Here is a 25,306-nt window from a genome sequence, read left to right as displayed (position 1 = left end):
CGGATGTCGCGTGTCGCGCGTCGCAAAACCCCTAGAAAAATAGGGGTTTTATGACAATCCATGAACCGTTCAGCGCGATTGCGCAGTTTTTTCGCCGTCCTGCGCCGCCGCGCCGAGCAGCGCGCGCAGGATGTCTTGCGAGCGGCGCTGGCCATAGCCGCGGCCGTACGCGCTGGACTGGATCGCCACCACCATGCGCAGCGCCGGCACCAGATAGAGTTTGTTGCCGCCGTTGCCCGAGGCGAAGATCGTCTCGTACTCGCGGCCGCCGACGCGCTGGATCCGGCGATACCAAAAGTAGCCGTACGCGTCGGCGTAAGGATCGACCGCGCCGATGCGCACGCGCGGCGCCAGGATCGCGCGCAGCGTCGCCTCGCGCACGATCTCGCGCCCCTGCCAGCGGCCGCCGTCGAGCGCCATCTGGCCGATGCGGGCGAAATCGCCGGCGCGCAGCGACAGATTGCCCTGGCCCTTGGCGTGGCCGCCGGCGTCGCGCTGCCAGCGCCAATCGGCGATGCCCAGCGGCGCGAACAAACGCTGCCCGGCGAATGCGTCCAGCGGTTGCTTCGTCGCGCCTTCCACGCACAAGCCGGCTAGGTAAGCGGTCAGCGAGTTGTAGGCGTAGCGCGTCCCCGGCGGCTCGCGCCGCGGCACCGACACGGCGAACGCGAGCGGATCGGCGGCGGCGTCGAGACGATCTTCGTTGCCGGGCGACGCGGCGTTCTCGTCGTCGGCGTCCAAGCCCGAGCGCATGCTCAGCAGGTCGCTCACGCGCGCGCCGGCCAAGGCCTCGCTGCGCGCGGGCAGGCAGCGCGCTGCCGCTTGCTCGAAGCGCAGCCGGCCTTCATCCGCGGCGATGCCCGCCAACAACGCGGTGACGCTCTTGCCGGCCGAACGGATGTCGTGCAACGACTGCGCATCGTGGCCGTTGTAGTAGCGCTGCGCGACGGCGGCGCCGTCGCGCAGCACCACCACCGCTTTCAGATCGGCGCGCGCATCGCCGTCCCACCGCGCCAGTACGCGGTCGAACGCGGGATCCGCCGCTGCGGCGAGCGGGAGGCTTGCGCACAGGCACAGCACCCAGCGGATCGCAACGCGCATGCGGACACTCGCGAACGGATCGGAACGGCGGCCCGCCGCGCGCGGCGGCGGGCCGGGCGACGGGGTTTACTCGTCGAAGCGCAGATGCCGCACCGACTTGCCGTGGCGGCGGATCAGCTTGAGCGCCTCGATGCCGACGCTGATGTGGGTGTCGACGTAGCTCGCGCTGACCTTGGCGTCGGAGGCCTCGGTCTTGACGCCTTCCGGGATCATCGGCTGGTCCGACACCAGCAGCAGCGCGCCGCAGGGGATGCGGTTGGCGAAGCCGGCGGCGAACACGGTCGCGGTCTCCATGTCGATGGCCATGCAGCGCATCGCGCGCAGGCGCTCCTTGAAGGCTTCGTCGTGTTCCCAGACGCGGCGGTTGGTGGTGTAGACGGTGCCGGTCCAGTAGTCGTGGCCGAGGTCGCGGATGGTGGTGGACACCGCGCGCTGCAGCGCGAACGCCGGCAGCGCCGGGACTTCGGGCAGCAGGTAGTCGTTGGAGGTGCCTTCGCCGCGGATCGCCGCGATCGGCAGGACCAGATCGCCGAGCTGGTTCTTGCGCTTGAGCCCCCCGCACTTGCCCAGGAACAGCACCGCCTTGGGCATGATCGCCGAGAGCAGGTCCATCATGGTCGCCGCGTTGGGGCTGCCCATGCCGAAGTTGATCATGGTGATGCCGTCGGCGGTCGCGCTCGGCATCGGGCGGTCCAGGCCGACCACTTCGGCGCCGGTCAGGCGGGCGAAGGTGTGCAGGTAGCCGCCGAAGTTGGTCAGCAGGACGTGTTCGCCGAACTGGTCCAGGGGCACGCCGGTGTAGCGCGGCAGCCAGTTTTCGACGATCTGTTCTTTGTCTTTCATGGGGTTTTCCCGTTTTTGTTGTTGTAGTCCCGGCATTGTCGCACGCCCATGACCATCGTCAGGGTTGGCACGGCCGCGGGCGGCGGCTACGGTTCCGGGGCCGGTCCGCCGGCCTCGTCCGTCCGCGTCAAACTTCCGCGTAAAACGTCCGTGTTCCGGGGGAAATCATGCTTCGACCGCTTTTGAGCGGCTGGCGTCTGGCCGGCTGCGGCCTGGCCTTGTTCGCCAGCGCCGCGCAGGCCGCCGCGCCGGCGCCCGCCTCACGCTACACCCAGGATCCCTACCCCAGCACCTACAAGCCGGTCGCCTCCGGCCCGGTGCTGCTGCGCGGGGCGACCGTGCTGACCGGCACCGGCCAGCGCCTGGACGGGGCCGACGTGCTGCTGCGCGACGGCAAGATCGTCGCCGTCGGCAACAACCTCGACGCCCCCGCCGACGCCGCGCGCGTCGACGCCAGCGGCAAGTGGATCACCCCCGGCATCATCGACGTCCACTCGCACCTGGGCGTGTACCCGAGCCCGGGCGTGAGCGCGCACAGCGACGGCAACGAGATGACCAGCCCGGTCACGCCCAACGTCTGGGCCGAACATTCGATCTGGCCGCAGGACCCGGGCTTCGCCACCGCGCTGGCCGGCGGCATCACCTCGCTGCAGATCCTGCCCGGCTCGGCCAACCTGATCGGCGGGCGCGGGGTCACGCTCAAGAACGTGCCGGCCACGACTTATCAATCGATGAAATTCCCCGGCGCGCCGTGGGGCCTGAAGATGGCCTGCGGCGAGAACCCCAAGCGCGTCTACGGCAGCCGCAACGTCTCGCCGGGCACGCGCATGGGCAACGTCGCCGGTTACCGCGCGGCCTTCATCGACGCCAGCGAATACCTGCGCAAGACCTCGCCCAAGGCGGCCGCCAAGCCGGCCAAGAAACATTGGTGGAGTTCCAGCGCGCCGGCGGCGAATACGGACAGCGAGAAGGACACCGGCGGCAAGCGCGACCTCAAGCTCGACACCCTGGCCGGCGCGATCAAGGGCGACATCCTCGTCCACATCCACTGCTACCGCGCCGACGAGATGACCACGATGCTCGATCTGGCCAAGGAGTTCGGCTTCAAGATCAGCGCCTTCCACCACGGCGTGGAGGCCTACAAGATCGCCGACCGCCTCGCCGCCGAGAACGTGTGCGGCGCGCTGTGGGCCGATTGGTGGGGCTTCAAGATGGAGGCCTTCGACGGCATCCAGGAAAACATCGCCCTGGTCGACCGCCCGGCCAACAGCTGCGCGATCGTGCATTCGGATTCGGAAGAAGGCATCCAGCGGCTCAACCAGGAGGCGGCCAAGGTGATCGCGCACGCGCGCCTGGCCGGGATCGAGATCGCGCCGGAACGCGCGATCCGCTGGCTGACCCAGAACCCGGCCAAGGCGCTGGGCATCGGCGAACGCACCGGCACCTTGGAGGCCGGCAAGATGGGCGACGTGGTGGTGTGGAACGGCAATCCCTTCAGCGTCTACGCCAAGGCCGAGCAGGTGTATATCGACGGCGCGCGGGTTTACGACCGCAACGATCCGTCGCGCCAGCCCAAGTCCGATTTCCTGCTCGGACAGCCGGCGACGCAGGGCGCGGCGACGGGAGGTGTGCGATGAGCCGCTTCGCCGCGTTCGCTTCGCTGCTGGCTTCGACCGAAGCGGCCTCCTCCACACCCGTCATTCCGGCGAAAGCCGGAATCAACCGAAGCGACGCGACTCCAGCTTCGGCCGAAACGGCCTCCCCCACACCCGTCATTCCGGCGAAAGCCGGAATCCATTTTGCTGTTGCTTCTGAAATGGGCGGGAACGGGCGACGCACGTTGAGTGCGAGCGAAAAATCAAAATGGATTCCGGCTTTCGCCGGAATGACGGAAGTGGAAGGGACGATGAAGGGCTTGAACACCGCGCGCATGCGCCAAACCGCCTTCGCGACCACCGCCCTCGCCGCCGCGCTGCTGTGCGCCAGCTTCGCCGCCTCCGCGCAGAACCTGCTGATCCGCAACGCCACCGTCCACACCGCTACCGCGCAAGGCTCGCTGGAGAACGCCGACGTGCTGGTTTCCGGCGGCGTCGTGCGCGCGGTCGGCAAGGGCTTGAGCGCGCCGGCCGGCGCGCAGGTGATCGACGCGGCCGGCAAGCCGGTCACGCCGACCTTGTTCGGCGGCATCACCGAGATCGGCCTGGAGGAAGTCTCCGGCGAGAAATCCACGGTCGATCAGACGGTCGCGCTCGGCGCCGACACCAAGGAAATGACGGTGCGGCCGGAGTTCGACGTGACCCTGGCCTACAACCCCGACTCGGTGCTGATCCCGGTGACGCGGATCGAAGGCATCGGCTGGACCCTGCTCGGCGCGGGCACCGCGACCGGCGGCTCCATCGTCGCCGGCCAGGGCGGCGTCGAGCGCCTGGACGGCGGCGCCGACCCGATCGGCCCGCGCGCGCTGTTCGTGCGCCTGGGCAAGGACAGCCTGGGCCTGTCCGGCAGCTCGCGCGCGGCGCAGTGGATGCTGCTGGATCAGCTGATCGACGAAACCCGCGGCCGCATCGGCCCGGACAACCACGCCGCGCTGCTGACCCCGGCCGGCCGCGCCGCGCTGCAGAAGTACTTCGGCGGCGGCGGGCGGATCGTGTTCGGCGTCGACCGCGCCGCCGACATCCGCCAGTTGCTGCGCTGGTCGGCCAAGCACCGGCTGCGCATCGCCATCGCCGGCGGCGCCGAGGCGTGGCGCTTGGCGCCGCGGCTCGCCGCGGCCAAGGTGCCGGTGTTCGTCAATCCGTTGTCGAACCTGCCCAGCGATTTCGATCAGGTCGGCGCCAGCATGGAAAACGCCGCGCGCCTGCGCGCCGCGGGCGTGGCGGTGGGCTTCAGCGAAGGCGGCGCCTCGCACAACGCGCGCAAGGTGCGGCAGCTGGCCGGCAACGCGGTGGCCGCGGGCCTGCCTTGGGCCGACGGCTTCGCCGGGCTGACCCGGGTGCCGGCCGAAGCCTTCGGCGTGGCCGGCGAAGTCGGCGCCATCGCGCCGGGCAAGCGCGCCGATCTGGTGCTGTGGAGCGGCGACCCGCTCGACGTCGCCAGCGTCGCGCTGCAGGTGTGGATGGACGGCCGCGCAATCGAGATGCGCAGCCGGCAGACCGAACTGCGCGACCGCTATCTGCATCCGGATAACGGGCTGCCGCGGGCGTATCCGTTGCCGGCCGGACGCTGAAGCCCGCGCGGCCGGCGCCCTTGGTGCCGGCCGCGCCGCCGTCGCGGATGGGCTGCGCCTGCGTCGGACGCGATTGAGGCAGGCGCAGTCGGCGAACCAGCGCAGCGAACCGCGCGGCCTGTGGATCGTGGGTCTTATCGCTCGCCGGCACGCGACGATCCGAAGGCCTCGCGTTCGATCCGCGCCGGATCGCAGTCCCAACCGCAAGCCGCGTCCGATCCGCCGGACCTGCCGGCGAAGCCGCTGCGCTCAGGCTCAGGCCCGACCGTCCGCCGATGCCGGCGCGGACGACGCACCGCGCGGCGCGGCCAGATACGCCGCCATCGCGGCGCTGCCGAGGTACCCCGCCACCACCGCCAACGCGAACCGCAGCGGAAACAGATTGGTCAGGCCCGGCTCCGGCCGGGGATGCCATTCCGCCGCGCCGAACTGCCAGGTGAAGCAGACGCAGAAGGCGGCCACCGCGACGGTGTCAGCGATCACCACCGCGCGCCATGGCGAACGCACCCGGCGCCGCGATGCGACGAAGCCGATCGCCCAAGCCGCGACCACGATCGCGATCAGCGGAACACCGGAGGGAAACCCGATCGAGGTGTCGCTCGCGCTGCCCGGCACCCGCTTGCCCAGCTCCCAGACCAGGCCAGTCGACAGCGCCCACAGGAAAGGCAGCGCGAAGGAAAGCAGCAGCGTAGCGGTCGAGGCGATGCGCGAGTCGCGGATGCGCGCGGCGAAGGTTCCGGTCATGCCGGCCACCATGCCCGACGCCGGCCAGCGGCGATAGCCCGCGACGCGGCCGGTGCGACATCGAGGCTCCACGCAGCGCGCGGCCGGCGTCCCCGGCCACGCGCGCCCGCCCTCCGCCGCCTCGGCGTATCCTTGCCCCACGGCGCGCCACGCCGCCGCGCGCCCGCCTCCGCCGTGCGGGCGCCGTCTTACGCAACCGCTTCGGAGTCCCGCATGAATCTGCCCATCGACCAGGTCAACTGGCTCGCCATCGCCGCCGCCACCGCGTCCTCGTTCGTGCTCGGCGGGCTGTGGTACGGCCCCTTGTTCAAGAAGGCGTGGTGCCGCGAGGCCGGGGTCGATCCGGACGCCAAGCCCGCCCACGCCGGACGCGTGTTCGCCACCGCCATCGTCTGCTCGCTGCTCTCGGCCACGATCTTCGCCGCGCTGATGCCGCCGCAGGGCAACGCGACGATGGGCTTCGGCATCGGCTTCGTGGTCGGCCTGTTCTTCGTCTCGATGAGCTTCGGCATCAACTACGCCTTCGCCGGCCGCAGCCTCAAGCTGTGGATGATCGACAGCGGCTACCACATCCTGCAATTCGTCCTCTACGGCGTGATTCTCGGCGCCTGGAAGTAAGGAGTCTTCGATGAGCGCCCCCGCGCTGCGCTGGTACTTCGATTTCATCTCGCCGTTTTCCTACCTGCAGTGGCGCAAGCTGCGCGAACTCGCGCGCGAGCGCCCGATCGCGCTGGTGCCGATCGCCTTCGGCGCGGTGCTGTCCGCGCACAGCCACAAGGGCCCGGCGGAAATTCCGGGCAAGCGCGAATTCACCTACCGCCACGTGCTGTGGCAGGCGCGGCGCGAAGGCGTGGCGCTACGCTTTCCGCCGGCGCATCCGTTCAATCCGCTGGCGGCGCTGCGCTTGTGCATCGCCGCCGGCAGCACGCCCGAAGCGGTGGACGCGATCTTCGATTGGATCTGGCGCGAAGGACAGGCGGGCGACAGCGCGCAGGCGCTAAGCTCGGTCGCCGCCGCGCTGGGCGTGCCGCCGGAGGCCATCGGCAGCGACGCGGTCAAATCCGCGCTGCGGGCCAACACCGAGGCGGCCTTGCTGGCCGGCGTCTTCGGCGTGCCGACGTTGACCATCGGCCCGCAGCTGTTCTGGGGCAACGATGCACACGATTTCGCCCTTGACGCGCTGCAACATCCCGAACTGCTTGAAGATCCGGAAATGCTGCGCCTGCAGCACCTGCCCATCGGCGTGCAGCGTCAGGCCTGAACGAACGCCCGTGCGGCGCCGGCGCGCGTGAGTGCGCGCCCGCCGCCGCGAAAGGTATGCTGCGGTCACATTCGATAGCCACGCGCCAAGAACCCGGGGGGGGACCCATGCGCATTGGAATCGTCGTCGACTCCGCTTGCGATCTGCCGTTGGACTATTTCCAGCAGCACAACATCCATCTGCTGCCGATCACCGTGCGCATCGGCCAAGCGGTGCTGGCCGACCACCGCAACGAGGAAGCCACGCTGCAGTTCCTCAACGCGCATCTGGCCGAACGCGGCTTCGAGGCCGAGACCACGCCGTTCACCGTGCAGCAGGTGCGCGACTTGTTCGTGAGCCAGCTGGCGATCGATTACGACTACGTGTTCTGCATGACGATCACCAAGACCCGCAGTCCGGTGTTCGACAACGCGAACCAGGCCAGCTTCGCCATCCTCAACGACTACAAGCCGGTGCGCAGCGCCGCCGGCATCAACACGCCGTTCTCGTTGCGGGTGATCGACACGTTGAACCTGTTCGCCGCGCAGGGCATCACCGCGGTCGAGGCGGTGCGCATGCGCGACGCCGGCGAAGCGCCGCCGAAGATCCGTGCGCGGCTGGAGCAGCTGGTCAACAACACCCACGGCTATCTGATCCCGCGCGACCTCAACTACCTGCGCGCGCGCACCCGCCATCGCGGCGACCGCAGCGTGAGCTTCCTCAGCGCGACCTTGGGCACGGCGCTGGACATCAAGCCGATCCTGCACTGCAACCGCGGCGAGACCGGCCCCATCGCCAAGATCAAGGGCTACGAAGCCGCGGCGCAGAAGCTGATGGAATTCGCCGCGCGCCGGGTGACCCGCAACGAACTGCTGACCCCGACCGTGTGCCTGAGCTACGGCGGCGAACTCAGCGAGCTGCGCACGCTGCCCGGCTACGAAACGCTGCGGCTGGCCTGCCGCGAGCACAACGTCGAGTTCTACGAGAGCCTGATGAGCCTCACCGGCATGGTCAACGTCGGCAAAGGCGCGCTGGCCTTGGGCTTGGCGGCGGAAAAGGCGGATTGGGAGAACTGAGCGGCGGCGGGGCGGATTCGTCGCGGGAGCGCGAAGCGCGCGCTGACGAAGTCCCGCGACTTCGCTGTCGCCCTAGCCCTAGCTGTAGCTATAGCTATAGCGGCCCCTTCACCCCGTCATTCCGGCGAAAGCCGGAATCCATTTTGCTTTCGTTTTTGCATTTGCCGGCTTTTGCGGAGAAAAGCAGAAGCAACGGCAAAATGGATTCCGGCTTTCGCCGGAATGACGGGGCGGGAGGCGCCGCGCAGGAGGCTACGTAGCCGCGAACGCGCCCATCGCTCCCATCACTCCCATCGCTCCCATCACTCCCATCACTCCCATTACGCCCATCACTCCCATTACGCCCATCGCTCCCATCGCGCAGATCGCGCAGATCGCACCCACCGCACCGATCCCCACCACGAACAGGACTTCCAGCCCAGGCCCGCCACGTACGCACCGGGTTAGCCTGCCGGTCTTGTCCGTCCAGGTACCCGCTCGATGCCCAGCCACCGCTTGCTCGTTCTCGCGCTCGCCAGCGCGCTCGCCGCTCCGGCCTTCGCTCAGACGCCGCCGCCGGCGCCCGCTCCTCAGGAACGCAAAGGCCAGGACGCCGACAAACCCGCCGCGCAGCTCGAACAGGACGCGCTCAAGCCCGCCGGCACCGACCCGGCGCGCGCCTCGGCCGCGACCGCCAAGGGCGCGTCGAAGGGCGCCGACAAGGACGAGAAGAAGTGGGACGTGAGCGCCGCCGACGGCCCGACCAAGACCATCGCCTTCGACACCGACGAAGGCACCTGGATGGATCTCGACGTGGCCCCGGACGGCCGCGAGATCGCGTTCTCCCTGCTCGGCGACATCTACCTGCTGCCGATCGGCGGCGGTCAGGCGCGCCGCGTCAGCAGCGGCCCGGCCTGGGACGTGCAGCCGCGCTTCTCGCCCGACGGCCGCCAGATCGCCTTCACCTCCGACCGCGGCGGCGGCAACAACCTGTGGCGGATGAACCGCGACGGCGGCAATCCGGTCGCGGTGACCAAGGAAGACTTCCGCCTGCTCAACAACCCGGCCTGGACGCCCGACGGGCAGTACCTGATCGGCCGCAAGCACTTCACCGGCGAGCGCTCGCTCGGCGCCGGCGAGCTGTGGATCTACCACGCCGCCGCGGGCGGCGGCGGCTTGCAGCTGACCAAGCAGAAGAACGACCAGCAGGATCTCGGCGAACCGGCGGTGTCGCCGGACGGCCGCTACGTCTATTTCTCCGAGGACGTCACCGGCGGCCCGAGCTTCCAGTACAACAAGAACCCGCACGACACCATCTACGCGATCAAGCGTCTGGACCGCCAGACCGGCAAGACTGCGACGGTGATCGACACCGCCGGCGGCGCGGTGCGCCCGCAACCGTCGCCCGACGGCAAGTCGCTGGCCTTCGTCAAGCGCATCCGCGAGAAGTCGGTGCTGCATATTCTCGATCTCGCCAGCGGCGAAGCGCGGCCGGTGTGGGACGGCCTCTCGCACGACATGCAGGAAGCCTGGGCGATCTTCGGCCCCTACGCCAATTTCGCCTGGACGCCGGATTCCAAGTCGGTGGTGATCTGGGCGCAGGGCAAGCTGTGGCGCGTCGACATGGCCAGCGGCAAGCCGGCGCAGATTCCCTTCAGCGCGCACATCGAACAAACCGTGGCGCAGGCGCTGCGCTTCGAACAGACGCTCGACGCCGGCCGCTTCGACCCGAAGATGATCCGCGACGTCGCCACCAGCGCCGACGGCAAGACCCTGATCTTCCACGCGGTCGGCCAGCTGTGGCGCAAGCGCCTGCCCGACGGCAAGCCCGAGCGTTTGACCGGCAACGACAACCTCTACGAATACCAGCCCAGCTTCAGCGCCGACGGCGGCAAGCTGCTCTACACCACCTGGTCGGACGAAGCGCTCAGCGCGATCTACGTCACCGGCGCGGGCGGCGGCGGCGGCAAGCGCCTGACCCAGGACAAGGGCTTCTACTACAGCCCGCATTTCTCGCCCGACGGACGCCGCATCGTCTACGCCAAGACCGGCGGCGGCGGCCTCACCGGCAGCCTGTGGTCGGTGGACCGCGGCATCTACGTGATGAACGCCGACGGCGGCAAGCCGGTGCGCGTGGCCGCCAGCGGCGAGTCGCCGCAGTTCAGCGCCGACGGCACCCGCGTGTACTACCTCACCGGCGGCGGCCTCAAGAAGAAGCTGATGTCGGTCGGTTTGAACGGCGAGGACGAGCGCGAGGTCTTCAACCTCAAGTACGTCGATTCGATCAGCATCAGCCCCGACGGCAAGTGGGTGGCGTTCACCGAGCTGTTCAACGCCTATGTCGCGCCGTTGATGACCGGCACCGGCTCGGTCGAACTCAGCCGCGACAGCAAGGCGCTGCCGGTGGCGCAGGTCAGCGCCGACGTCGGCAGCTATCTGCACTGGTCGGCCGATTCCAAGTCGCTGCACTGGATGGTCGGCAACCAGTACCACTCGCGTCCGCTCAATCAGGCGTTCTCGTTCCTGCCGGGCGCGCCGGCGACCATCGCCAAGCCCTCGTCCGACGAGCGCGGCATCGCGGTCGGGCTCGAAGTGCCGGTCTACACGCCCAAGGACACCGTCGCCTTCACCCACGCGCGCGTGGTCACGATGCGCAACGCCGACAACAGCCAGGAGGTGATCGAAGACGGCACCGTGGTGGTGCGCGGCGACGAGATCGTCGCGGTCGGCCCCAGCGCGCAGGTCGCCGTGCCGGCCGGCGCGCGCAGCATCGACGCCAGCGGCAAGACCATCCTGCCGGGCTACATCGACGTGCACGCGCACGCCTCGCACTTCGGCCAGGGCGTCGTCCCGCAGCAGAACTGGGCGTACTACACCAACCTCTCGTTCGGCATCACCACCATGCACGATCCCTCGGCCACGACCGAGTTCGTGTTCTCCGAGTCCGAACTGGTCAAGGCCGGCAAGATGGTCGGCCCGCGCGTGTTCTCCACCGGCACCGTGCTGTACGGCGCCGACGGCGATTTCAAGGCGGTGGTCAATTCGCTCGACGACGCGCGCAGCCACTTGCGCCGGATGAAGGCCAACGGCGCGTTCTCGGTCAAGAGCTACAACCAGCCGCGGCGCGAGCAGCACCAGCAAATCAATCAGGCCGCGCGCGAACTCGGCATGCTGGTGGTCGAGGAAGGCGGTTCGACCTTCAACCACAACCTGCCGATGATCCTCGACGGCGCCACCGGCATCGAGCACAACATTCCGGTCGCGCCGCTGTACAAGGACGTGGTCGAGCTGTGGCGGCAGACCGACGTGCGCAACACGCCGACCTTGGTGGTCAGCTACGGCGGTTTGTCCGGCGAGTATTGGTGGTACGCGCGCGACAACGTCTGGGAAGACAAGAAGCTCAACCGCTTCTTCCCGCGCGAAACGCTGGACGCGCGCTCGATCCGCCGCGAAACCGCGCCGGACTGGGATTACTGGCACGTGCAGGTGTCCAAGTCGGTGAAGAAGCTGCGCGACGCCGGGATCAAGATCCAGGTCGGCGGCCACGGCCAGTTGCAGGGCCTGTCGGCGAACTGGGAAATCTGGATGCTGACCCAGGGCGGCATGAGCAACTTCGAGGCGCTGCGCGCGGCGACCATCGACGGCGCCGATTACCTCGGCCTGTCGAAGTCGCTGGGTTCGCTGGAAACCGGCAAGAAGGCCGATCTGGTGGTGCTCAACAGCAATCCGCTGGAGAACATCCGCGCCACCATCGACACCCGCTACGTGATGGTCGACGGGCGCTTGTTCGACGTCGACGCGGACATGGCCGAGATCGGCAACAAGGCCGAGAAGGCGCCGTTCTTCTACTGGCAGCGCCATCGCGACGGCCGCACCTTCGGCGCCGAGTACGGCCCGACCTCGGTCTGCCATTGCCCGAAGGGGCACGGGCCGCATCCGGCGCACGAAGACGACGGGGACTGAGCCTCGTCGCCTTCGGTTGCACCACGACTGCCCCGCCTCGCGCGGGGCAGTCGCGTTTCAGGTCCCGCTCACGCCGCCGCGTCGCGGCGCAACGCCGGCCATTGGCTCAATCGCCGCAGCGCTTCGTCCAACACCGCATCGCATTGCACCAGCGCGATCCGCACCCGCCCCGCGCCGCCCGGGCCGAAGCCGCTGCCGGGCGCGACCAAAATGCCGGTCGCCTCCAACAGGTGCTCGACGAACGCCAGATCGTCGCCGTGCAGCCCCGGCGGCAGCGGCGCCCACAGGAAGAACGTGCCGTGCGACGGCTCGATCCGCCAACCCAGCGCGGCCGCGCCGTCGACGAAGCGGCGCATGCGCGCGGCGTAGACGGCGCTGTTGCGCGCGGCGACGGTTTCCAGTTCGTCGAGCATTTCCGCGGCCACGCATTGCAGCGGCAGGAAAGTGCCGAAATCGGCGTTGAACTTGGCCGTGCGGATCTTCGCCACCAACGCCGCCGCGCCGGCGGCGAAACCGATGCGCCAGCCGGCCAAGCCGCACGACTTGCTCAGGCTGTGCAGTTCCAGTACCCGCTCCATCGCGCCCGCCGCCGGCAGCGCCGCGCCGCCGAGCACGCCGCCGCGCGGCGGCTCGAACGCGATTTCGGCGTAGGCGCGGTCGATCACCACGAACAGATCGTGGCGTTCGGCGAAATCGAGCACTTCTTCGAGCTTGTTCGGCGACAAAGCGATGCCGGTCGGATTGCTCGGCGAGCAGATCACCAGCACCCGCGCGGCTTGCAGTTGATCGGCGCGGATCGATTCCAGTCGCGGCTGGCCGCGCTCGTCGCAGGCGAACAGTTTCACCCGCGCGCCGAGCAGACGCGCGGTGCTTTGGTACACGGTGTAGGACGGATCGGGCAGCAATACCGCGTCCCCGGGTTTCAGGCAGGCGAACAGGCTGTGGAAGATGCCTTCCTTGGAACCGAGCAGATCGACCACGTGGCGGTCGGGATCGAGCAAGGCCGGCGCGCCGGCCGGCAGAAAACGGCGCTGGTAGTACGCGGCGAAGCGTTCGCGCAGGCGGCGGTTGAGGTCGGGGCGGAATTCGCCGTAGCCGTGCAGATCGTCTTGGCCGACGAAGTGCTGCAGGCGTTCGCGCCAGCGCGGTTCCGGGGCCAGATCGGGATTGCCGATCGACAAATCCAGCAGCGGCGCGCCGGCGAAACCGGGCGCGTCCTGGCGCGCGCGGTAGCGCTCGGCCAGGGTCTTGAGCAGGGCGAAAGCGTCGCGCGGCGCGGACGGCGCGTGGGCGGTCATGAGGGTCATGGCGTCGGCTCCGTCAGCGGATCGGCTTTTCGAACGGCGTCGCGCCCAGCGCGCGCGGCTGCGCGCGCAGGCGCGCCTGGAAGTCGTGGAACTGCGCGGCGATGTGCTCCACCGCCTCGTCCCAGTCTCCGTCGCTGCGCTGCTGCATCGGATACAACAGAAAGCCGGTGGTCACCGCGGCCGGATCGTTGTCGATGCGATAGCCCGGCACGATGCTGAAAAGCGGCAGATCGTAGCCGGCGTTGACCCGGTCCCAGCACTCCTGCATGAAGCCCAGCGCCAGATCCTGATACGACGGCGCCAGTTCGATCAGATCCGGCGCGAACGGCGCTTCGAACACCAGTTCCCAGCCCAGGCTGGCGCGGTTGAGCACGCGGAACAGGCCGTGCCGCTGCAACGCATCGGCGAGCGAATTGCGCGCGTCGTGCAAGCCGGCGAGGTACTCGCCGTAGCCGTCGCGGCCGAGCCGGCGCAAGTTGACCCACGCGGCGAGAATGCCCTGCCCCGGCCGCGAGTTCTCGAAGGTGTAGCGGTAGGCGCGGAACTGGCCGTAGTGGAAATCCTTGTCGCCGTAGCGGTAGCTGCCGTCGCCGAGTTCGTCCATGAAGCGATGGTCGCGGGCGACGAAGAAGCTGCTCGCGTACGGGCACAGGCCGTCCTTGTGGAAGTCCACGCCGAGCGAATCGAAGCCCTGCACGCCGCGCAGGCGGCGCAGCACTTCGGCGATGCGCGCGCGGCTGCGCGGGTCGGGCACGCGTTTTTGCAACTGCGTGTCGTCGGCGTCGAGCAGGCTCAGGTAGAGCCAGCCGATCACGCTGTCCAGGTGCAGGTACGGACGTTCCGGCAAGCCGTGCTCGCGGGCGAAGGTGTCGGCGATCTCGCGCACCTCGACCGTGTCTTCGCAATTGAAATTGATCGTGGTGCCGCCGCAGCACACGATCGCCGCGACCCGGCGGCCGCGCGCGTGCTCTTCGTCGAGCATGCGCTTCAAGGCCTCCGGCCGCATGCGGCCGTCGCTGCCGCTGGGTACGCGCAGGCAGCGGCCCGAGCCCAGGCCGAGCAGGCTGGCGGCGTGTTCGACGCAGTAATGCGCGCCCTCGCTGCACAGGATCACCAGATCGCGCGGCAGACCTTCGCGCGGCGACTCCGGCGCGATCCGGCTCAACGCCGATTTGATCGCGTACATGATGGTGAACTTGCCGCCGTTGCAGGAAATCCCCATCGCGTCCGGCCAGCCGGCCCAGCGGCCGATGCGCCGCGCCACTTGCTGTTCGATCAGCAGCGCTTCGCCGCCGAACGCGTCCATCAGGCTGTTGGCGTTGTAGGCGGTGGCCAGCCACGCGGCGGCGGTGGATTCCACGCTCGGCTCGGGCACCATGTTGAACAGCGAATGGCGCGATTGCGGGCGGATCGCGCCGCGGAAGTAGCGCGCGACTTCGTCCAGCAACGCGGCTTCGCTGGCGGGCGCGTCGTCCTCGTCGCGTTCGAGTTCGCGCTGGTAATCGAACGCGCGCGCGGGATATTTCGGCCCGAGCTGCGCGCGCGCGGCGGGCGCGAGCGGCAGCTCCGGCAACGCGGCCAGATCGGCGCGCGCGCGCCGCTGCACGTGACGGTCCAGTTCGAGAGTGCGTTCGATCAAGGCCTGCAGGCGGTCCGGCGCGTCGGGCGCGGACGTGGGCGGCAGGGCGAGGCGTTGCAGCATGCTCATGGCGGTGTCTCCGGTTGCACGGCGGGAAGATCGGCCGCAGCCGCCGGCGCCGCCGCGGCGGGGCCGCGGCGCAACGCCAACCCGGCCAGGCCGGTACAGAAAAGCGCGATGCCGAGCCATTGCGCGGGCGCGATCGGCGCGCCCAGCCACCAGCGCGCGTACAGCGCCGAGGCCGGCACTTCGACCAAGGCGAACACCGTCGCCAGCATCGGGCCGCCGAGCGCGATGGCGCGCACGTACAGCACGTCGGCGAACACGGTCGGAATCAGGATCAAGGCGGCGATCCACAGCCACGCCGCGCTGTCGGCCCACGGCGGCAGCGCCGACGGCGCCGCGCCTTGCAGCGGCGCCAGGAACGCGGCGCCGAGGCCGAGGCTGAAACTCACCAGCACCCAGGTATCGATCGCGCCGAGCGCGCGGGCGAAGATCGGAAACAGGCCGTAGCACAGGCCCGACAACAAACCCCACGCGACGCCCGCGTACCAGCGCGGGCCGAACAGTTCGGCCGCAGCGCTTTCGCCGTGGCCGCACAGCACGGTCGCCGCCAGTCCGATCAGCGCCAGCAGCATCGAACGCCACGCCGCCGCATCGAGGCGTTCGCCGAACCACAGGCGGTTGATCGCGGCGGTGAACAACGGCCCCATGCACAGCAGCACGATCGCCAGACTGCTGCCGGCGCCGGCCACCGCGGCGGAAAACGACACGCTGCTCAGCGCTTGGCAGATCAGTCCGATCGCCGCCAGCCAACCCCATTGGCGCCAGCTCAGCGCGCGCAGGCGGCCCAGCGCGGCGGCGATCGACAACGTCAGAACGAACGCTCCGCTCAAGCGCAGCCAGCCCAGTTGCGCCGCGCTCAAGCCGTGTCCCAACAGTGCGCGGGTGATCAGCCCCAGCGTTCCCCACAGCGCGCCGGCGCCGAGGGCGAGCGCGACGGCGTGCGCGCGCGATCCGGTGGTCATGCGACTACATCCTTGTAAAACGGCCCGATGGCGCGGCCCTGCGGGACGGCGGCCCGAACGGACGCGCCGGCCGCGCAGTGTCGTGCGCGGCGATCTCAGAGGTTGCGCGTGCAATCACAGATCGGCCGGCCGACAAGGTCGGCAAATGCGTCCCTTGACGGGGTTCTCGTGCTATCCGTTCGCGCCCATCGCGGCGGTCGGGTATGTTCACGCGCGCCCAATGCGGCGCTCACTAATCTGAACGCGCCACCTCACCGAGAAACGCGAATGGCCACCCGTTATTTCCTCAGCATTCCCGACGGCGACCGCGCGCGCGGCAGCGACGCCGATCTGTCCTTCACCGCGGTCAGCGCCGAAGGCTTCGCCGCGCAATTGCAGGCCGCGCTGCGCAGCGACGCATTGTTCGAGCGTTGGCGCGCCAAGCAGCCCGATCCGGACGAAGTCGATCCCAGCCTCGGCGCCACCGATCCGAACGCGACCGTGCTCGGCGAACAGCGCGATCTGCGCTTCGATCTGACCGTGGTCACCGCGCTGTCGGGCACCGTGCTCAAGCACCGCCTGCGCTTGCTGGCCGGCAGCGGTTGGGAGTTGCGCGACGTCACCGCCGCCTGAGGCTTCGGCGCGCCGGCGCCGTCAGCGCGCCGGCTCCGCCAATTCCGCGTCGAAAGGTTCTTCGGACAAGGCCAGCAGCGCCTCGGCCATCGCCGCGATGTCCTCGCGCATGACCAACCGCTGCAGCCAATGCTGCGGAATCGCGTCCACGCCGTAATGCGCGCCGGCGATCTGCCCGCAGATCGCCGCGGTGGTGTCGGCGTCCTCGCCGAGGTTGGCCGCGCGCAGAATCGCGGCCTCGAACGAATCGGTGTGCAGGAAGCACCACAGCGCGGCTTCCAGCGAATCGACGCTGTAGCCGTTGCCGCGGATCTCGTCCTCGCGCTTGCCGGCGTAGGCGCGGGCGTGGATCGCCGCGACTTTCTCGCTCTGCGGCGGCGGCATCGCCGGCGTCAGCACCGCTTCGACGCCCGCGCCCATCAGCGCCGCGCGCAACTGGCTGGCGAACAGGCGCGAGCAATCCAGCGCCTCGGCCGCGCCGTGGGTGGTGCGGGTGGATTCGGCGGCGTAACGGCGGACGCGTTCGGGATCGCGCCGCCACAGCATCGGCACCGGCGCCAGGCGCATCAACGCGCCGTTGCCGGCCGCGCGCGGGCTCGGGTCGCCGGCGTAGGGATCGCCGCTGCGCAGATAGCGGTCGAGCGCCGCGCTCACCGTCGTGCCGATGTCGAAGCACTCGCCGTTGCTGCTCAGGTAACCGTGCGAGCGCCAGTTGCAATAGCGGTTCATCTGGTCGCGCGGGTCGAAACCGCGGCAATGCAGCAGGCTCGCGCCCAGGCACAGCGCCATCGAGGTGTCGTCGGTCCATTCGCCCGCGCGCAGGCCGAACGGCCCGCCGCCGGTCAGGTCGGTCAGCGGCGCGAAATCGCCGCGCGCCTTGAATTCGACCGTGGTACCGACCGCGTCGCCGCAAGCCAGGCCGAGCAGGCAGCCGAGGTAGCGCTGGCGCAGATCGGGCGACGCGCTCATGCCGCCTCCGGTTCGAGCGCTTGGTAGCACTCGGGCACGAAGCGCGGCGTGCAGATCGCCAGGAACAGCAGTTCCTCGTCGCCGAGCGCGGCGATGCGTTGCGCGGCGTCGGCGGGAATGAAGACGCTGTCGCCGGGGCCGACCTCGGCCGGCGCGAGGCCTTCGACCTCCATGCGGCCGCGGCCCTGCACGATCAGATAGCGCTCGGCGGTGCCGCGCAGGCGATGCAGTTGCGTAACCGTGCCCGGCGCGACGCGGATGCGCGCGACCGAGGCCTGCGCGTCGTCGGGCGAGTTCCAATGCTCGACGACGTGGCAGCGTTCGCTGAGGTAGAACTCGGACAGCTCGTCGCGGCGGACGATGCGCGGGTCGGTCATGGCTCGCGTTCGGGGGAGGCGGGAGCGCCGAGTTTAGCGCCGCCGCGCGGCGGCGAAGCGACGCGTTCCTCCCTCGCGAGATTAGGCGCGACTCACACGCCCACGCCGTGCGGCTGCACCACGCCGGTGGCGATGCCGACGATCACCAGCGCGATCAGCGCGATGGAAAAGCCGATGCGGCGGGTGAGCGCGTTGACCGTGCGCTTGCTGGCGCCCTTGTCGACCAGCATGTAGTACAGACCGGCGCTGAGGTTGTAGAGGATCACGGCGAGGAAACCGGCGACCAACAGCAGTTTCATGGTGCGACCTTGCCCGTGCGGGCGATGAGGGACGGAAAGAGGTTCGCTCCGCGCGTCAGGCGGCCGCCGCGCGGCGCGCGCGCAGCCAGCGCCAGCGCGCGATCAGCGCGGCGGTCATCACCGCCAGGAACAAGCCGTAGGCGACCGAGGTCGCCAGCACCTGCTTCCAGATCGCGCCGGCGTTCGGGTCGGCGTTGTGCATGCCCCAATGCATGCCCCAGATCGCCGCCGCGCCGGCCAGCGCCAGGGTGGCGCTGTCGAACGCGGTGCGCGCCGCGCCGCGCGGTTGGCGCGGGTAGGCCCAGAACAGCCAGGCCAGGATCGAGAACCAGGGGATGAACAGGATCAACGCCAGGTTGAGTTCGACTTGCGGATTCATGGCTTTGCGCGGTTCGCGCAGCTTTTGCTGCGGGGTCTATGGTGGGACGACAGGCGCAGATTTCGTAGACTCAGAATTGGAGTAAAAAACCGGATCAGTCGCGAGAATCTGGGAGACACGGAACGAGGGGAATCGGCGAATGGCCGGGGGGCTTGGGCGCGGGCGTTACCCGTGCCTCCCCTTCCCCTCCTTCCCGACGCCTTGCTTCAAAACCACCGTGCGATAGGGAACTAGAAAAGTCGCCACACCCGCCCGACCGACCCGCGGCACGGCCTTCCCCCCTTTCATTCACCCCTGTTCCCACTCCGTCCATGAAGCGCTACCAAGCCCTCGCCGCCGATCTCGCCCGCTCGATCCGCCAGGGCCTGCTGCGCCCGGGCCAGCGGCTGCCCTCGGTGCGCCAGACCAGCGCCGCGCGCAAGCTCAGTCCGGCCACGGTGTTCCAGGCGTATTACCTGCTCGAAGCGCAGGGGCTGGTGCGCTCGCGGCCGCGTTCGGGCTACTACGTGGCCGAGGCGGCGCAGCGGCTGCCGCCGGAGCCGGACACGCCGTCGGCGCCGGCCGGCGAATCGCGACCGGTGGATGTCAGCGCGCTGGTGTTCGAGGTGCTGGAGTCGGCGATGGCGCGCGAGATCGTGCCGCTGGGCTCGGCCTTCATGAGCCCGGCGCTGTTCCCGCTGGCCAAGCTCGGGCGGGCGATGGCGCACGAGGCCGTGCATCTGGATCCGCGCAGCACCGTCGACGACCTCACCCCGGGCAACGCCGAACTGCGCCGCCACATCGCGCTGCGCTATCGGGTCGAAGGCATCGAGCTCGGCGCCAGCGATCTGGTGATCTGCAACGGCGCGATCGAAGCGCTGAACCTGTGCATCGCCGCGGTGACCCAGCCCGGCGACGCGGTGCTGGTCGAATCGCCGTGCTTCTACGCCGCGCTGCAAACCCTGGAGCGGCGCGGTCTGCGCGCGGTCGAAGTGCCGACCCATCCGCGCGACGGCATCGAGCTCGGCGCGCTAGACGCGGCGATCCGCCGCCACGCGCCGAAGGCCTGCTGGCTGATGACGAGCTTCCAAAATCCCTTGGGCGCGAGCCTGCCGGAGGCCAAGACGCGCGAGCTGGTGGACCTGCTCGCGCGCCACGAGGTGCCGCTGATCGAGGACGACGTCTACGGCGAACTGCACTTCGGCGCGCGCCGCCGGCTGCCGGCGAAGGCGTTCGACACGCGCGGGCTGGTGCTGCATTGCTCGTCGTTCTCCAAGACGCTGGCGCCGGGCTACCGCATCGGCTGGGCCGCGCCGGGGCGCTACGCACAACAGGTCGCGCGGCTGAAACTCACCAACACGCTGAGCACCTGCGTGCCGGCGCAGTTGGCGATCGCGCGCTATCTGCAGCGCGGCGGCTACGAGCGGCATCTGCGCGGGCTGCGCAAGACGCTGGCGCAGCAACAGGCGGCGTATCTGGACGCGGTGGCGCGGCATTTCCCCGCCGGCACCCGCGTCACCCGCCCGGACGGCGGCTATTTCCTGTGGATCGAGCTGCCGCCCGGCGGCGACGCGCTGGCCTTGCAGCGGCAGGCCGCGCAACGCGGCATCAGCATCGCGCCGGGGCCGATGTTCTCGGCCGAACGCGGTTACGCGCGCTGTCTGCGGCTCAACTACGGCCACCCGCTCGATGCGCGAATCGAGCAGGCGCTAGCAACCTTGGGCGCGCTTTGCGCGGCGCCACCGGCGTAAGCCGCGCGCGCGTGGCCTCGCCGACGTCTTGCAAAACCTCGGCCTGCCGCTTGCGGCTGAGGTTGCCGAGCGCGCGGCGATACGACCAGTCCACCAGTTCGCGCAGGTCATCGGCCGGCAACTGACGCACGTCGACGACGGTGACCCAGTGGTGGCGGCCCATGAAGCGCGCCGGCTTGATGCCGGGCATGCCGGTCAGTTCGAGGAAGCGATCGGATTCGGTTCTGAAGCTGAAACGCCAGCGTTCGGGCTCGCTGGTCTTGAAGTAGGCGAAGAATTTTCCGCCGACGCTGTAGACCAGGATGTTGGACGGCGCGCCATGGAGTTTTTCCTCGGCGCCGGGGTAGGCGCGGCAGTGTTTCTTGAGGGCGTTGGTGTCCATGGGCTTGCGCGGTCGCAGTTGTTTGGAGGTTTCGTCGTGGTTGTGTTTTCGCGGTCGCGGCTCGCGCCGCTCCTACAGGGAGCCCCTGTAGGAGCGGCGCGAGCCGCGACCGCGAAACTTCGCCTGCGACGGCGCTTACATATGCGCCGTCACCTTCGGCGTCTCGAACCAATTGTTGTGCAGGCCGTCCATGAACCGCACCGGCGCCGCGGCGAGGATTTCATGATCGACATTCAGACAGGCGACGTTGATCGAGTAGTACTTGCCGCCCAGCACCTCGAGCTCGCCGCTGCCGTAGGCGTGGATGCCGCAGTGCTTGCAGAACAGGTGATGGCCGCTGAAAGTCCCGAACTGGTAGCTGCCGGTGTCCTCCGGCGCGCCCTTGAGCAGGCGGAACGCGTCGGGCTTCACGATCGCCCCCCACTTGCGCAGCTTGCCGCAGATCGAGCAGTTGCAGCGCGAGGTGCCGGCGTCCAGGTCGATGTCGACTTCGTAATGGATCGCGCCGCAGTGGCAGCTGCCCTGGTAGGTCTGGACGGTCATGGCGAGGCTCTCTCCGGTTCGGTCGGGGCGGTGGCCCCGGGTCGAAAACAGATTACCCCGCTTTGAGGACAGGATATGTCCTCAATAGGTTCTAGACTGGGCCCATGCTCAAGACCTCGACCCGTCTGCTGCGACTGCTGTCGCTGCTGCAATCGCGCCGCCACTGGACCGGGGCGGAACTGTGCGAACGCCTGGAAGTGGACGCGCGCACGGTCCGCCGCGACGTCGACCGCCTGCGCGAACTCGGCTATCCGGTGCAGGCCTCCACCGGCGTCGGCGGCGGTTACCGCTTGGCCGCCGGCGCGACCCTGCCGCCGCTGCTGCTCGACGACGACGAAGCGGTGGCGATGGTGGTGGCGCTGCGCAGCGCCGCCAGCAGCGTGGCGCGGATCGAGGACACCGCGGTCGGCTTGCTCGGCAAGCTCGATCAGCTGCTGCCGGCGCGCCTGCGCCGCCGGGTCGGCGCGCTGTACTCGGTGACCTTGAGCCTGGGCCAGAACGAAGAAAGCCCCGACGTCGACACGCTGACCGAACTGGCCGGCGCCTGCCGCGACCATCGCCTGCTGGAACTCGACTACAGCGACCGCGGCGGCCGCGCCACCAGCCGCACGATCGAGCCGCTGCGTCTGGTCAACAGCGGCCGCCGCTGGTACTTGCTGGCCTGGGACCGCAGCCGCGAGGACTGGCGCCTGTTCCGCGCCGACCGCATGCGCGCGCTGCGCTGCGGCGGCGGCTTCTCGCCGCGCAAATTCCCCGAGGACGTGGCCGCCTACGTGCAGCGCTCGATCCGCCACGTCGGCACCGGCGACGGCCTGCGCGTGCGCCTGCACGGCAACGCCGAGCGGCTCGCGCCGGTGTTGCCGCCGTGGTGCGGGCTGCTCGAACGCATCGACGACGAGCACAGCCTGCTGCACGTGCGCGGCGACAGCGCGGAGGAAATCCTCGCGCTGTTGGCGCTGACCGGGGTGGAGTTCGAACTGATCGACCGCGACGAGCGCTTGCCGGCGTTGCGCGAAGCCGCGCAGCGGTTGTTGCGCGGGTTGGACGCGCCGGGCGCCTGACGCTTCGAGCTAGCGCCGCAAGCATGAAACCCCGCGGTCGCGGCTTGCGCCGCTCCTGCCGGGGCGGCCGAGGATTCGGCTCCAGCCGTTCCCGCGCCCCCAAAAAAGCCGGGCGCTAAGGCCCGGCGAACAGAGGTCCCGCCACACGAAAATTCAATCGACCGAGCAATCGTCGCGATACATCGCGTACAGATCGTCGTAAGCGGTTTCGCCTTCGCGCAGATACTCCGGGATCAGCCAACTGCGCGATCTCGCATCCGGGGCGTACATCTGCGCCAGGAAACACCACTGCGAACGCTCGTTGAAACGCAGCAAGCCGTAACCGTGGGCGTTGTCGACCGCGTCCTCGCTCATCCGATTCTCGCGCGCGCCGGCCACCGCGTTGAGCGTGCGCACGGTCGCGTCGATCAGATCCGTCCGTCGCTGCACCTCCGCCCCCGACAGGGTCTGGCGCTGCGATTCCGACGCGTCCGGCCGCATCACGCCGGTCAGGGTGGTTTCCGCCAGCGCGTCGTTCCACCTGAGTTGCGAGGCCGGGATCTTCGCCGCCTTTTGCGCTTCGATCATCGCCACTTGCCGATGATGCTGCAGTGTCAGCAACGCCAGCCCCGCCACGTGCGGCGCAGCGGCGGAGGTGCCGTCGAGATAGCCTTCGGACAGGTTTCTGACCACGGTGAAGCTGGTCAGATCCGGCTTCGGCGTATCGGCCGCCACCGTGGGCAGAACGCCGCCCGGACCGAGCACGGGGCCGCGCGAACTGTAGCTGGCCTCGAGCGTCTCGAACAAACTCTTGGCGCCGACCGACATCACCCATGGCGAATCGGCGGGCGCCCCCAGGGAGCGCTCCATGACCGCATGTTTCGGCGTATGCAGATCATCGGTGAACAAACGCAGGAAGTGCCCGCCCCCCGGCGTCTTGCGTACGATCCGCACGCCGAAGATACCGCCGCCGGAAGGTTTGTTCCGGCGATAGACCGACGCCATGCCCGCGCAACGTTGGGTACGATCCGCATCCGAAGCGACATAGGACAGACGTTCGTTCGGCAGCGAGCCCAAGCTCCCGTCCTGGACCGCATCGCCGCTCGCCACCGCCGTCCATCCGGCCGGCTCGATCACGGTCTGCACGCCGTTGTCGTCGCGGATCTTGGCGTCGCTCCAGCGCACCAATTCCAAACGATAGTCGCTGGACGCGTTGGTCCAACGCGTCGGCCAATCGCTCCAGGCCAAGTTGAGTTCGAACTGCCGTAGGCGCGCAAGCTGACCGCTGAGGAAGAACGGGACACAGTCCTCGTACTCCGCTCCCCAACCCGCAACATCGACGGCAGCCGCAATATATTGATCTCATCCGGCACGCGCGCGTTGGCCGCATCCGGGTTGTCCGAGCCGAAGTCCTGCGCTACCTGCGCGCCGTCTCCCGCCGTGCTTTGTCCGTCCCAGTGGTTGTCCGCGGAGTTTCCGGCCGCCACGACGGTCAGCACGCCGTTGGCGCGCGCCGCCTCGATCGCCTCGTACAAACCGCGCGCTTCGCCGTCCCCCGGGGTCCCGTCGCCGGGCGAATTTCCGATCTCGTCCATCGACGCATTGATGATTTGCGCGCGCGGCGGGCCCAAGCGCTGGTTGTTCAGATCCAGATGGGCGGCGTCCTGAATCGCACGGATCCAGTTCACCAACGCGGCGCCCGGGTACTTGCTGTTCAAATCGCCGACATCGTAGAGACGGTAGTTCGCGCCGGGAGCGATGTCGTAGACGATTTCGGTCACCGCGTTGCCGTGCCTCTGTTCGGTGGATCCGAACAGGTGACCGTTGGCGGGGATTTCGACCGTGTTCTCCGCGGTCGGCCATTCGCCGGCTTCGCGCAGCTCGGCGATATTCGACGCGGCGAACGCATCGATGACGGCGACCGTCAGCCCCTTGCCGTCGAGCGTGCCGCGCACGCGGTCGGGAACGCGCTCGTTTTGGCCCAGCGCGCGCAGCACGTCGGTGCGGCTTTCGGCGACGCCCTCGCTGACCAGGGAAGCCAGCGTCACCTTCGGTGCGAGGCGGACCGCGGCCACGCCCTTCAAGCCGGCCACCCACTCCAGCCGCGCCAGCGGCACCGCCGCGTGCAGCATCGGCGAACCCGGCACGGTCTGGGCGCTGAGGCCGGCGTCGCTCAAGCGCCGGCCGAGCGCTTGCGCCGCATCGGCGAGCTTGGCCGGATCGGCGATGTCGTCGTGAGCCAGGGCCAAGCCGATGCTGACCTGGACGTTCGCGCCGTCGCGCGCGGATGGCGGCAATCCGACCCGTTCCAGCGCGGCGATCTGCGCCGCCGTCTGCGCGTCGGCCGTGTCCGACGCGCGATGCCGTTGCGCGAACCACTGCACCGCTTGCAGCAATTGGCCGCGACCGAGCTTGGCTTGGGCCGGGTTGCGCGGTTCGGGCGAGGCCGCGCCTGCATACACCGGCGCGCCGGCGAACGGCGAGCGCGCGGCGGGCGGCGCGCCGCCCGCGGACGGCGATGGAGGCGAAAGCGACGGCGCCGCCGCGGCGCGGTCGGGACGTTGCGGCGACGGCGACAGCCATATCGCGGTGAGCGCGCACGCGCACGCCGCGGCGAGCGCCGATAAGCGCTGGACGGTGATTTTTTTCATCGATGGAAGGCCTGGAAGGGGCGGCGGGCGTCGATGCGCGCCGCAGGCATCGTGGGATCGAAGCCGTCGAAGTCGGCGTCCGGTTTCGCAGCGCGAGCGCCGCGTCAGCTATCTTCTTTCGCGGAGGCTCGTAAATTAAAACGCGGTGCGTGCACAAGCCCCTATTCGTACGCGTCTG

The 25,306-nt window shown here is 69.3% G+C and carries 23 protein-coding genes; 9 read left to right on the top strand and 14 right to left on the bottom strand.

Features of this window, described 5'->3' with window-relative positions; all coding sequences use genetic code 11:
* Positions 1-69: 69 nt before the first annotated feature.
* Both J5226_RS06755 and J5226_RS06750 read right to left on the bottom strand, forming a co-directional pair.
* Positions 70-1,101 carry a serine hydrolase domain-containing protein gene (locus J5226_RS06755; RefSeq protein WP_215839070.1) on the bottom strand — a complete coding sequence of 344 codons (1,032 nt, stop codon included), beginning with the start codon at positions 1,099-1,101 and terminating at the stop codon, positions 70-72.
* Between the two features lie 66 nt (positions 1,102-1,167).
* Positions 1,168-1,944: an AMP nucleosidase gene (locus J5226_RS06750; RefSeq protein WP_206412281.1), complete on the bottom strand. Its 777-nt coding sequence runs from the start codon at positions 1,942-1,944 to the stop codon at positions 1,168-1,170.
* Positions 1,945-2,111: 167 nt separating this feature from the next.
* Here J5226_RS06750 and J5226_RS06745 point away from each other — a divergent pair, with 167 nt between their 5' ends.
* The gene (locus J5226_RS06745) at positions 2,112-3,581 is read left to right on the top strand and encodes an amidohydrolase (protein WP_215839069.1); all 1,470 of its coding nucleotides are present in this window, start codon (positions 2,112-2,114) and stop codon (positions 3,579-3,581) included.
* 293 nt (positions 3,582-3,874) lie between these two features.
* Positions 3,875-5,170, top strand: coding sequence for an amidohydrolase family protein (locus tag J5226_RS06740; protein WP_215840344.1), 1,296 nt, complete (start codon positions 3,875-3,877; stop codon positions 5,168-5,170).
* 255 nt (positions 5,171-5,425) lie between these two features.
* Here the strand turns inward: J5226_RS06740 and J5226_RS06735 are convergent, their stop codons facing one another.
* On the bottom strand, positions 5,426-5,914 hold the full coding sequence (locus tag J5226_RS06735; RefSeq protein WP_215839068.1) for a hypothetical protein: 489 nt from the start codon (positions 5,912-5,914) through the stop codon (positions 5,426-5,428).
* A 213-nt stretch (positions 5,915-6,127) separates the two neighbouring features.
* On the opposite strand from J5226_RS06735, the gene J5226_RS06730 reads away from it, so the two are divergent.
* The 4 genes from J5226_RS06730 to J5226_RS06715 all read left to right on the top strand — a co-directional run bounded on the left by J5226_RS06730 (position 6,128) and on the right by J5226_RS06715 (position 12,172).
* Complete coding sequence (locus J5226_RS06730; protein ID WP_215839067.1) at positions 6,128-6,532, top strand: DUF1761 domain-containing protein; 405 nt, start codon at positions 6,128-6,130, stop codon at positions 6,530-6,532.
* Between the two features lie 10 nt (positions 6,533-6,542).
* The gene (locus tag J5226_RS06725) at positions 6,543-7,175 is read left to right on the top strand and encodes a 2-hydroxychromene-2-carboxylate isomerase (RefSeq protein WP_215839066.1); all 633 of its coding nucleotides are present in this window, start codon (positions 6,543-6,545) and stop codon (positions 7,173-7,175) included.
* Positions 7,176-7,282: 107 nt separating this feature from the next.
* Entirely contained in the window at positions 7,283-8,230 is a 948-nt protein-coding gene (locus J5226_RS06720) for a DegV family protein (RefSeq protein ID WP_215839065.1), read from the top strand.
* Between the two features lie 480 nt (positions 8,231-8,710).
* On the top strand, positions 8,711-12,172 hold the full coding sequence (locus tag J5226_RS06715; RefSeq protein ID WP_215839064.1) for an amidohydrolase family protein: 3,462 nt from the start codon (positions 8,711-8,713) through the stop codon (positions 12,170-12,172).
* Positions 12,173-12,240: 68 nt separating this feature from the next.
* On the opposite strand, the gene J5226_RS06710 is transcribed toward J5226_RS06715, so the two are convergent.
* From J5226_RS06710 to J5226_RS06700, 3 genes are read right to left on the bottom strand one after another with little or no spacing between them, the layout of a single operon-like run.
* The gene (locus J5226_RS06710; protein ID WP_215839063.1) at positions 12,241-13,479 is read right to left on the bottom strand and encodes a pyridoxal phosphate-dependent aminotransferase; all 1,239 of its coding nucleotides are present in this window, start codon (positions 13,477-13,479) and stop codon (positions 12,241-12,243) included.
* A 13-nt stretch (positions 13,480-13,492) separates the two neighbouring features.
* A complete protein-coding gene (locus tag J5226_RS06705) occupies positions 13,493-15,187 on the bottom strand; it encodes a pyridoxal-dependent decarboxylase (RefSeq protein WP_215839062.1) in 1,695 nt (564 codons plus the stop codon).
* Positions 15,184-16,146, bottom strand: a complete 963-nt coding sequence (locus tag J5226_RS06700; protein ID WP_215839061.1) for a DMT family transporter — start codon at positions 16,144-16,146, stop codon at positions 15,184-15,186. Before J5226_RS06700 ends, J5226_RS06705 begins: the two co-directional genes overlap by 4 nt.
* A 267-nt stretch (positions 16,147-16,413) precedes the next feature.
* On the opposite strand from J5226_RS06700, the gene J5226_RS06695 reads away from it, so the two are divergent.
* On the top strand, positions 16,414-16,758 hold the full coding sequence (locus J5226_RS06695) for a hypothetical protein (protein WP_215839060.1): 345 nt from the start codon (positions 16,414-16,416) through the stop codon (positions 16,756-16,758).
* A gap of 21 nt (positions 16,759-16,779) precedes the next feature.
* Here the strand turns inward: J5226_RS06695 and J5226_RS06690 are convergent, their stop codons facing one another.
* From J5226_RS06690 to J5226_RS06675, 4 genes are all read right to left on the bottom strand, one after another.
* The gene (locus J5226_RS06690) at positions 16,780-17,727 is read right to left on the bottom strand and encodes an ADP-ribosylglycohydrolase family protein (protein ID WP_215839059.1); all 948 of its coding nucleotides are present in this window, start codon (positions 17,725-17,727) and stop codon (positions 16,780-16,782) included.
* The gene (locus J5226_RS06685; protein ID WP_215839058.1) at positions 17,724-18,104 is read right to left on the bottom strand and encodes a cupin domain-containing protein; all 381 of its coding nucleotides are present in this window, start codon (positions 18,102-18,104) and stop codon (positions 17,724-17,726) included. Before J5226_RS06685 ends, J5226_RS06690 begins: the two co-directional genes overlap by 4 nt.
* A gap of 92 nt (positions 18,105-18,196) precedes the next feature.
* A complete protein-coding gene (locus J5226_RS06680) occupies positions 18,197-18,403 on the bottom strand; it encodes a twin transmembrane helix small protein (RefSeq protein WP_215839057.1) in 207 nt (68 codons plus the stop codon).
* 55 nt (positions 18,404-18,458) lie between these two features.
* Positions 18,459-18,782 (bottom strand): hypothetical protein, encoded by a 324-nt coding sequence (locus J5226_RS06675; RefSeq protein ID WP_215839056.1) that lies wholly within the window; start codon positions 18,780-18,782, stop codon positions 18,459-18,461.
* A 311-nt stretch (positions 18,783-19,093) separates the two neighbouring features.
* Here J5226_RS06675 and J5226_RS06670 point away from each other — a divergent pair, with 311 nt between their 5' ends.
* Positions 19,094-20,512 (top strand): PLP-dependent aminotransferase family protein, encoded by a 1,419-nt coding sequence (locus tag J5226_RS06670; protein WP_215839055.1) that lies wholly within the window; start codon positions 19,094-19,096, stop codon positions 20,510-20,512.
* Here J5226_RS06670 and J5226_RS06665 read toward each other — a convergent pair.
* Positions 20,430-20,894 (bottom strand): MmcQ/YjbR family DNA-binding protein, encoded by a 465-nt coding sequence (locus J5226_RS06665; RefSeq protein ID WP_215839054.1) that lies wholly within the window; start codon positions 20,892-20,894, stop codon positions 20,430-20,432. The genes J5226_RS06670 and J5226_RS06665 overlap by 83 nt on opposite strands.
* 135 nt (positions 20,895-21,029) lie before the next feature.
* Positions 21,030-21,437 (bottom strand): GFA family protein, encoded by a 408-nt coding sequence (locus J5226_RS06660; protein WP_215839053.1) that lies wholly within the window; start codon positions 21,435-21,437, stop codon positions 21,030-21,032.
* 104 nt (positions 21,438-21,541) lie between these two features.
* On the opposite strand from J5226_RS06660, the gene J5226_RS06655 reads away from it, so the two are divergent.
* A complete protein-coding gene (locus J5226_RS06655) occupies positions 21,542-22,498 on the top strand; it encodes a YafY family protein (RefSeq protein WP_215839052.1) in 957 nt (318 codons plus the stop codon).
* 153 nt (positions 22,499-22,651) lie between these two features.
* Here the strand turns inward: J5226_RS06655 and J5226_RS06650 are convergent, their stop codons facing one another.
* Positions 22,652-23,623, bottom strand: a complete 972-nt coding sequence (locus J5226_RS06650; protein ID WP_215839051.1) for a S8 family serine peptidase — start codon at positions 23,621-23,623, stop codon at positions 22,652-22,654.
* Entirely contained in the window at positions 23,611-25,128 is a 1,518-nt protein-coding gene (locus tag J5226_RS06645) for a S8 family serine peptidase (protein WP_215839050.1), read from the bottom strand. Before J5226_RS06645 ends, J5226_RS06650 begins: the two co-directional genes overlap by 13 nt.
* Positions 25,129-25,306 lie beyond the last annotated feature (178 nt).

The sequence above is a fragment of the Lysobacter sp. K5869 genome (genome assembly GCF_018847975.1).
Taxonomy (GTDB): domain Bacteria; phylum Pseudomonadota; class Gammaproteobacteria; order Xanthomonadales; family Xanthomonadaceae; genus Lysobacter.
The sequence above is the reverse complement of the archived record's forward strand: the minus strand, read 5'-3'. Positions and strand labels throughout refer to the sequence as shown.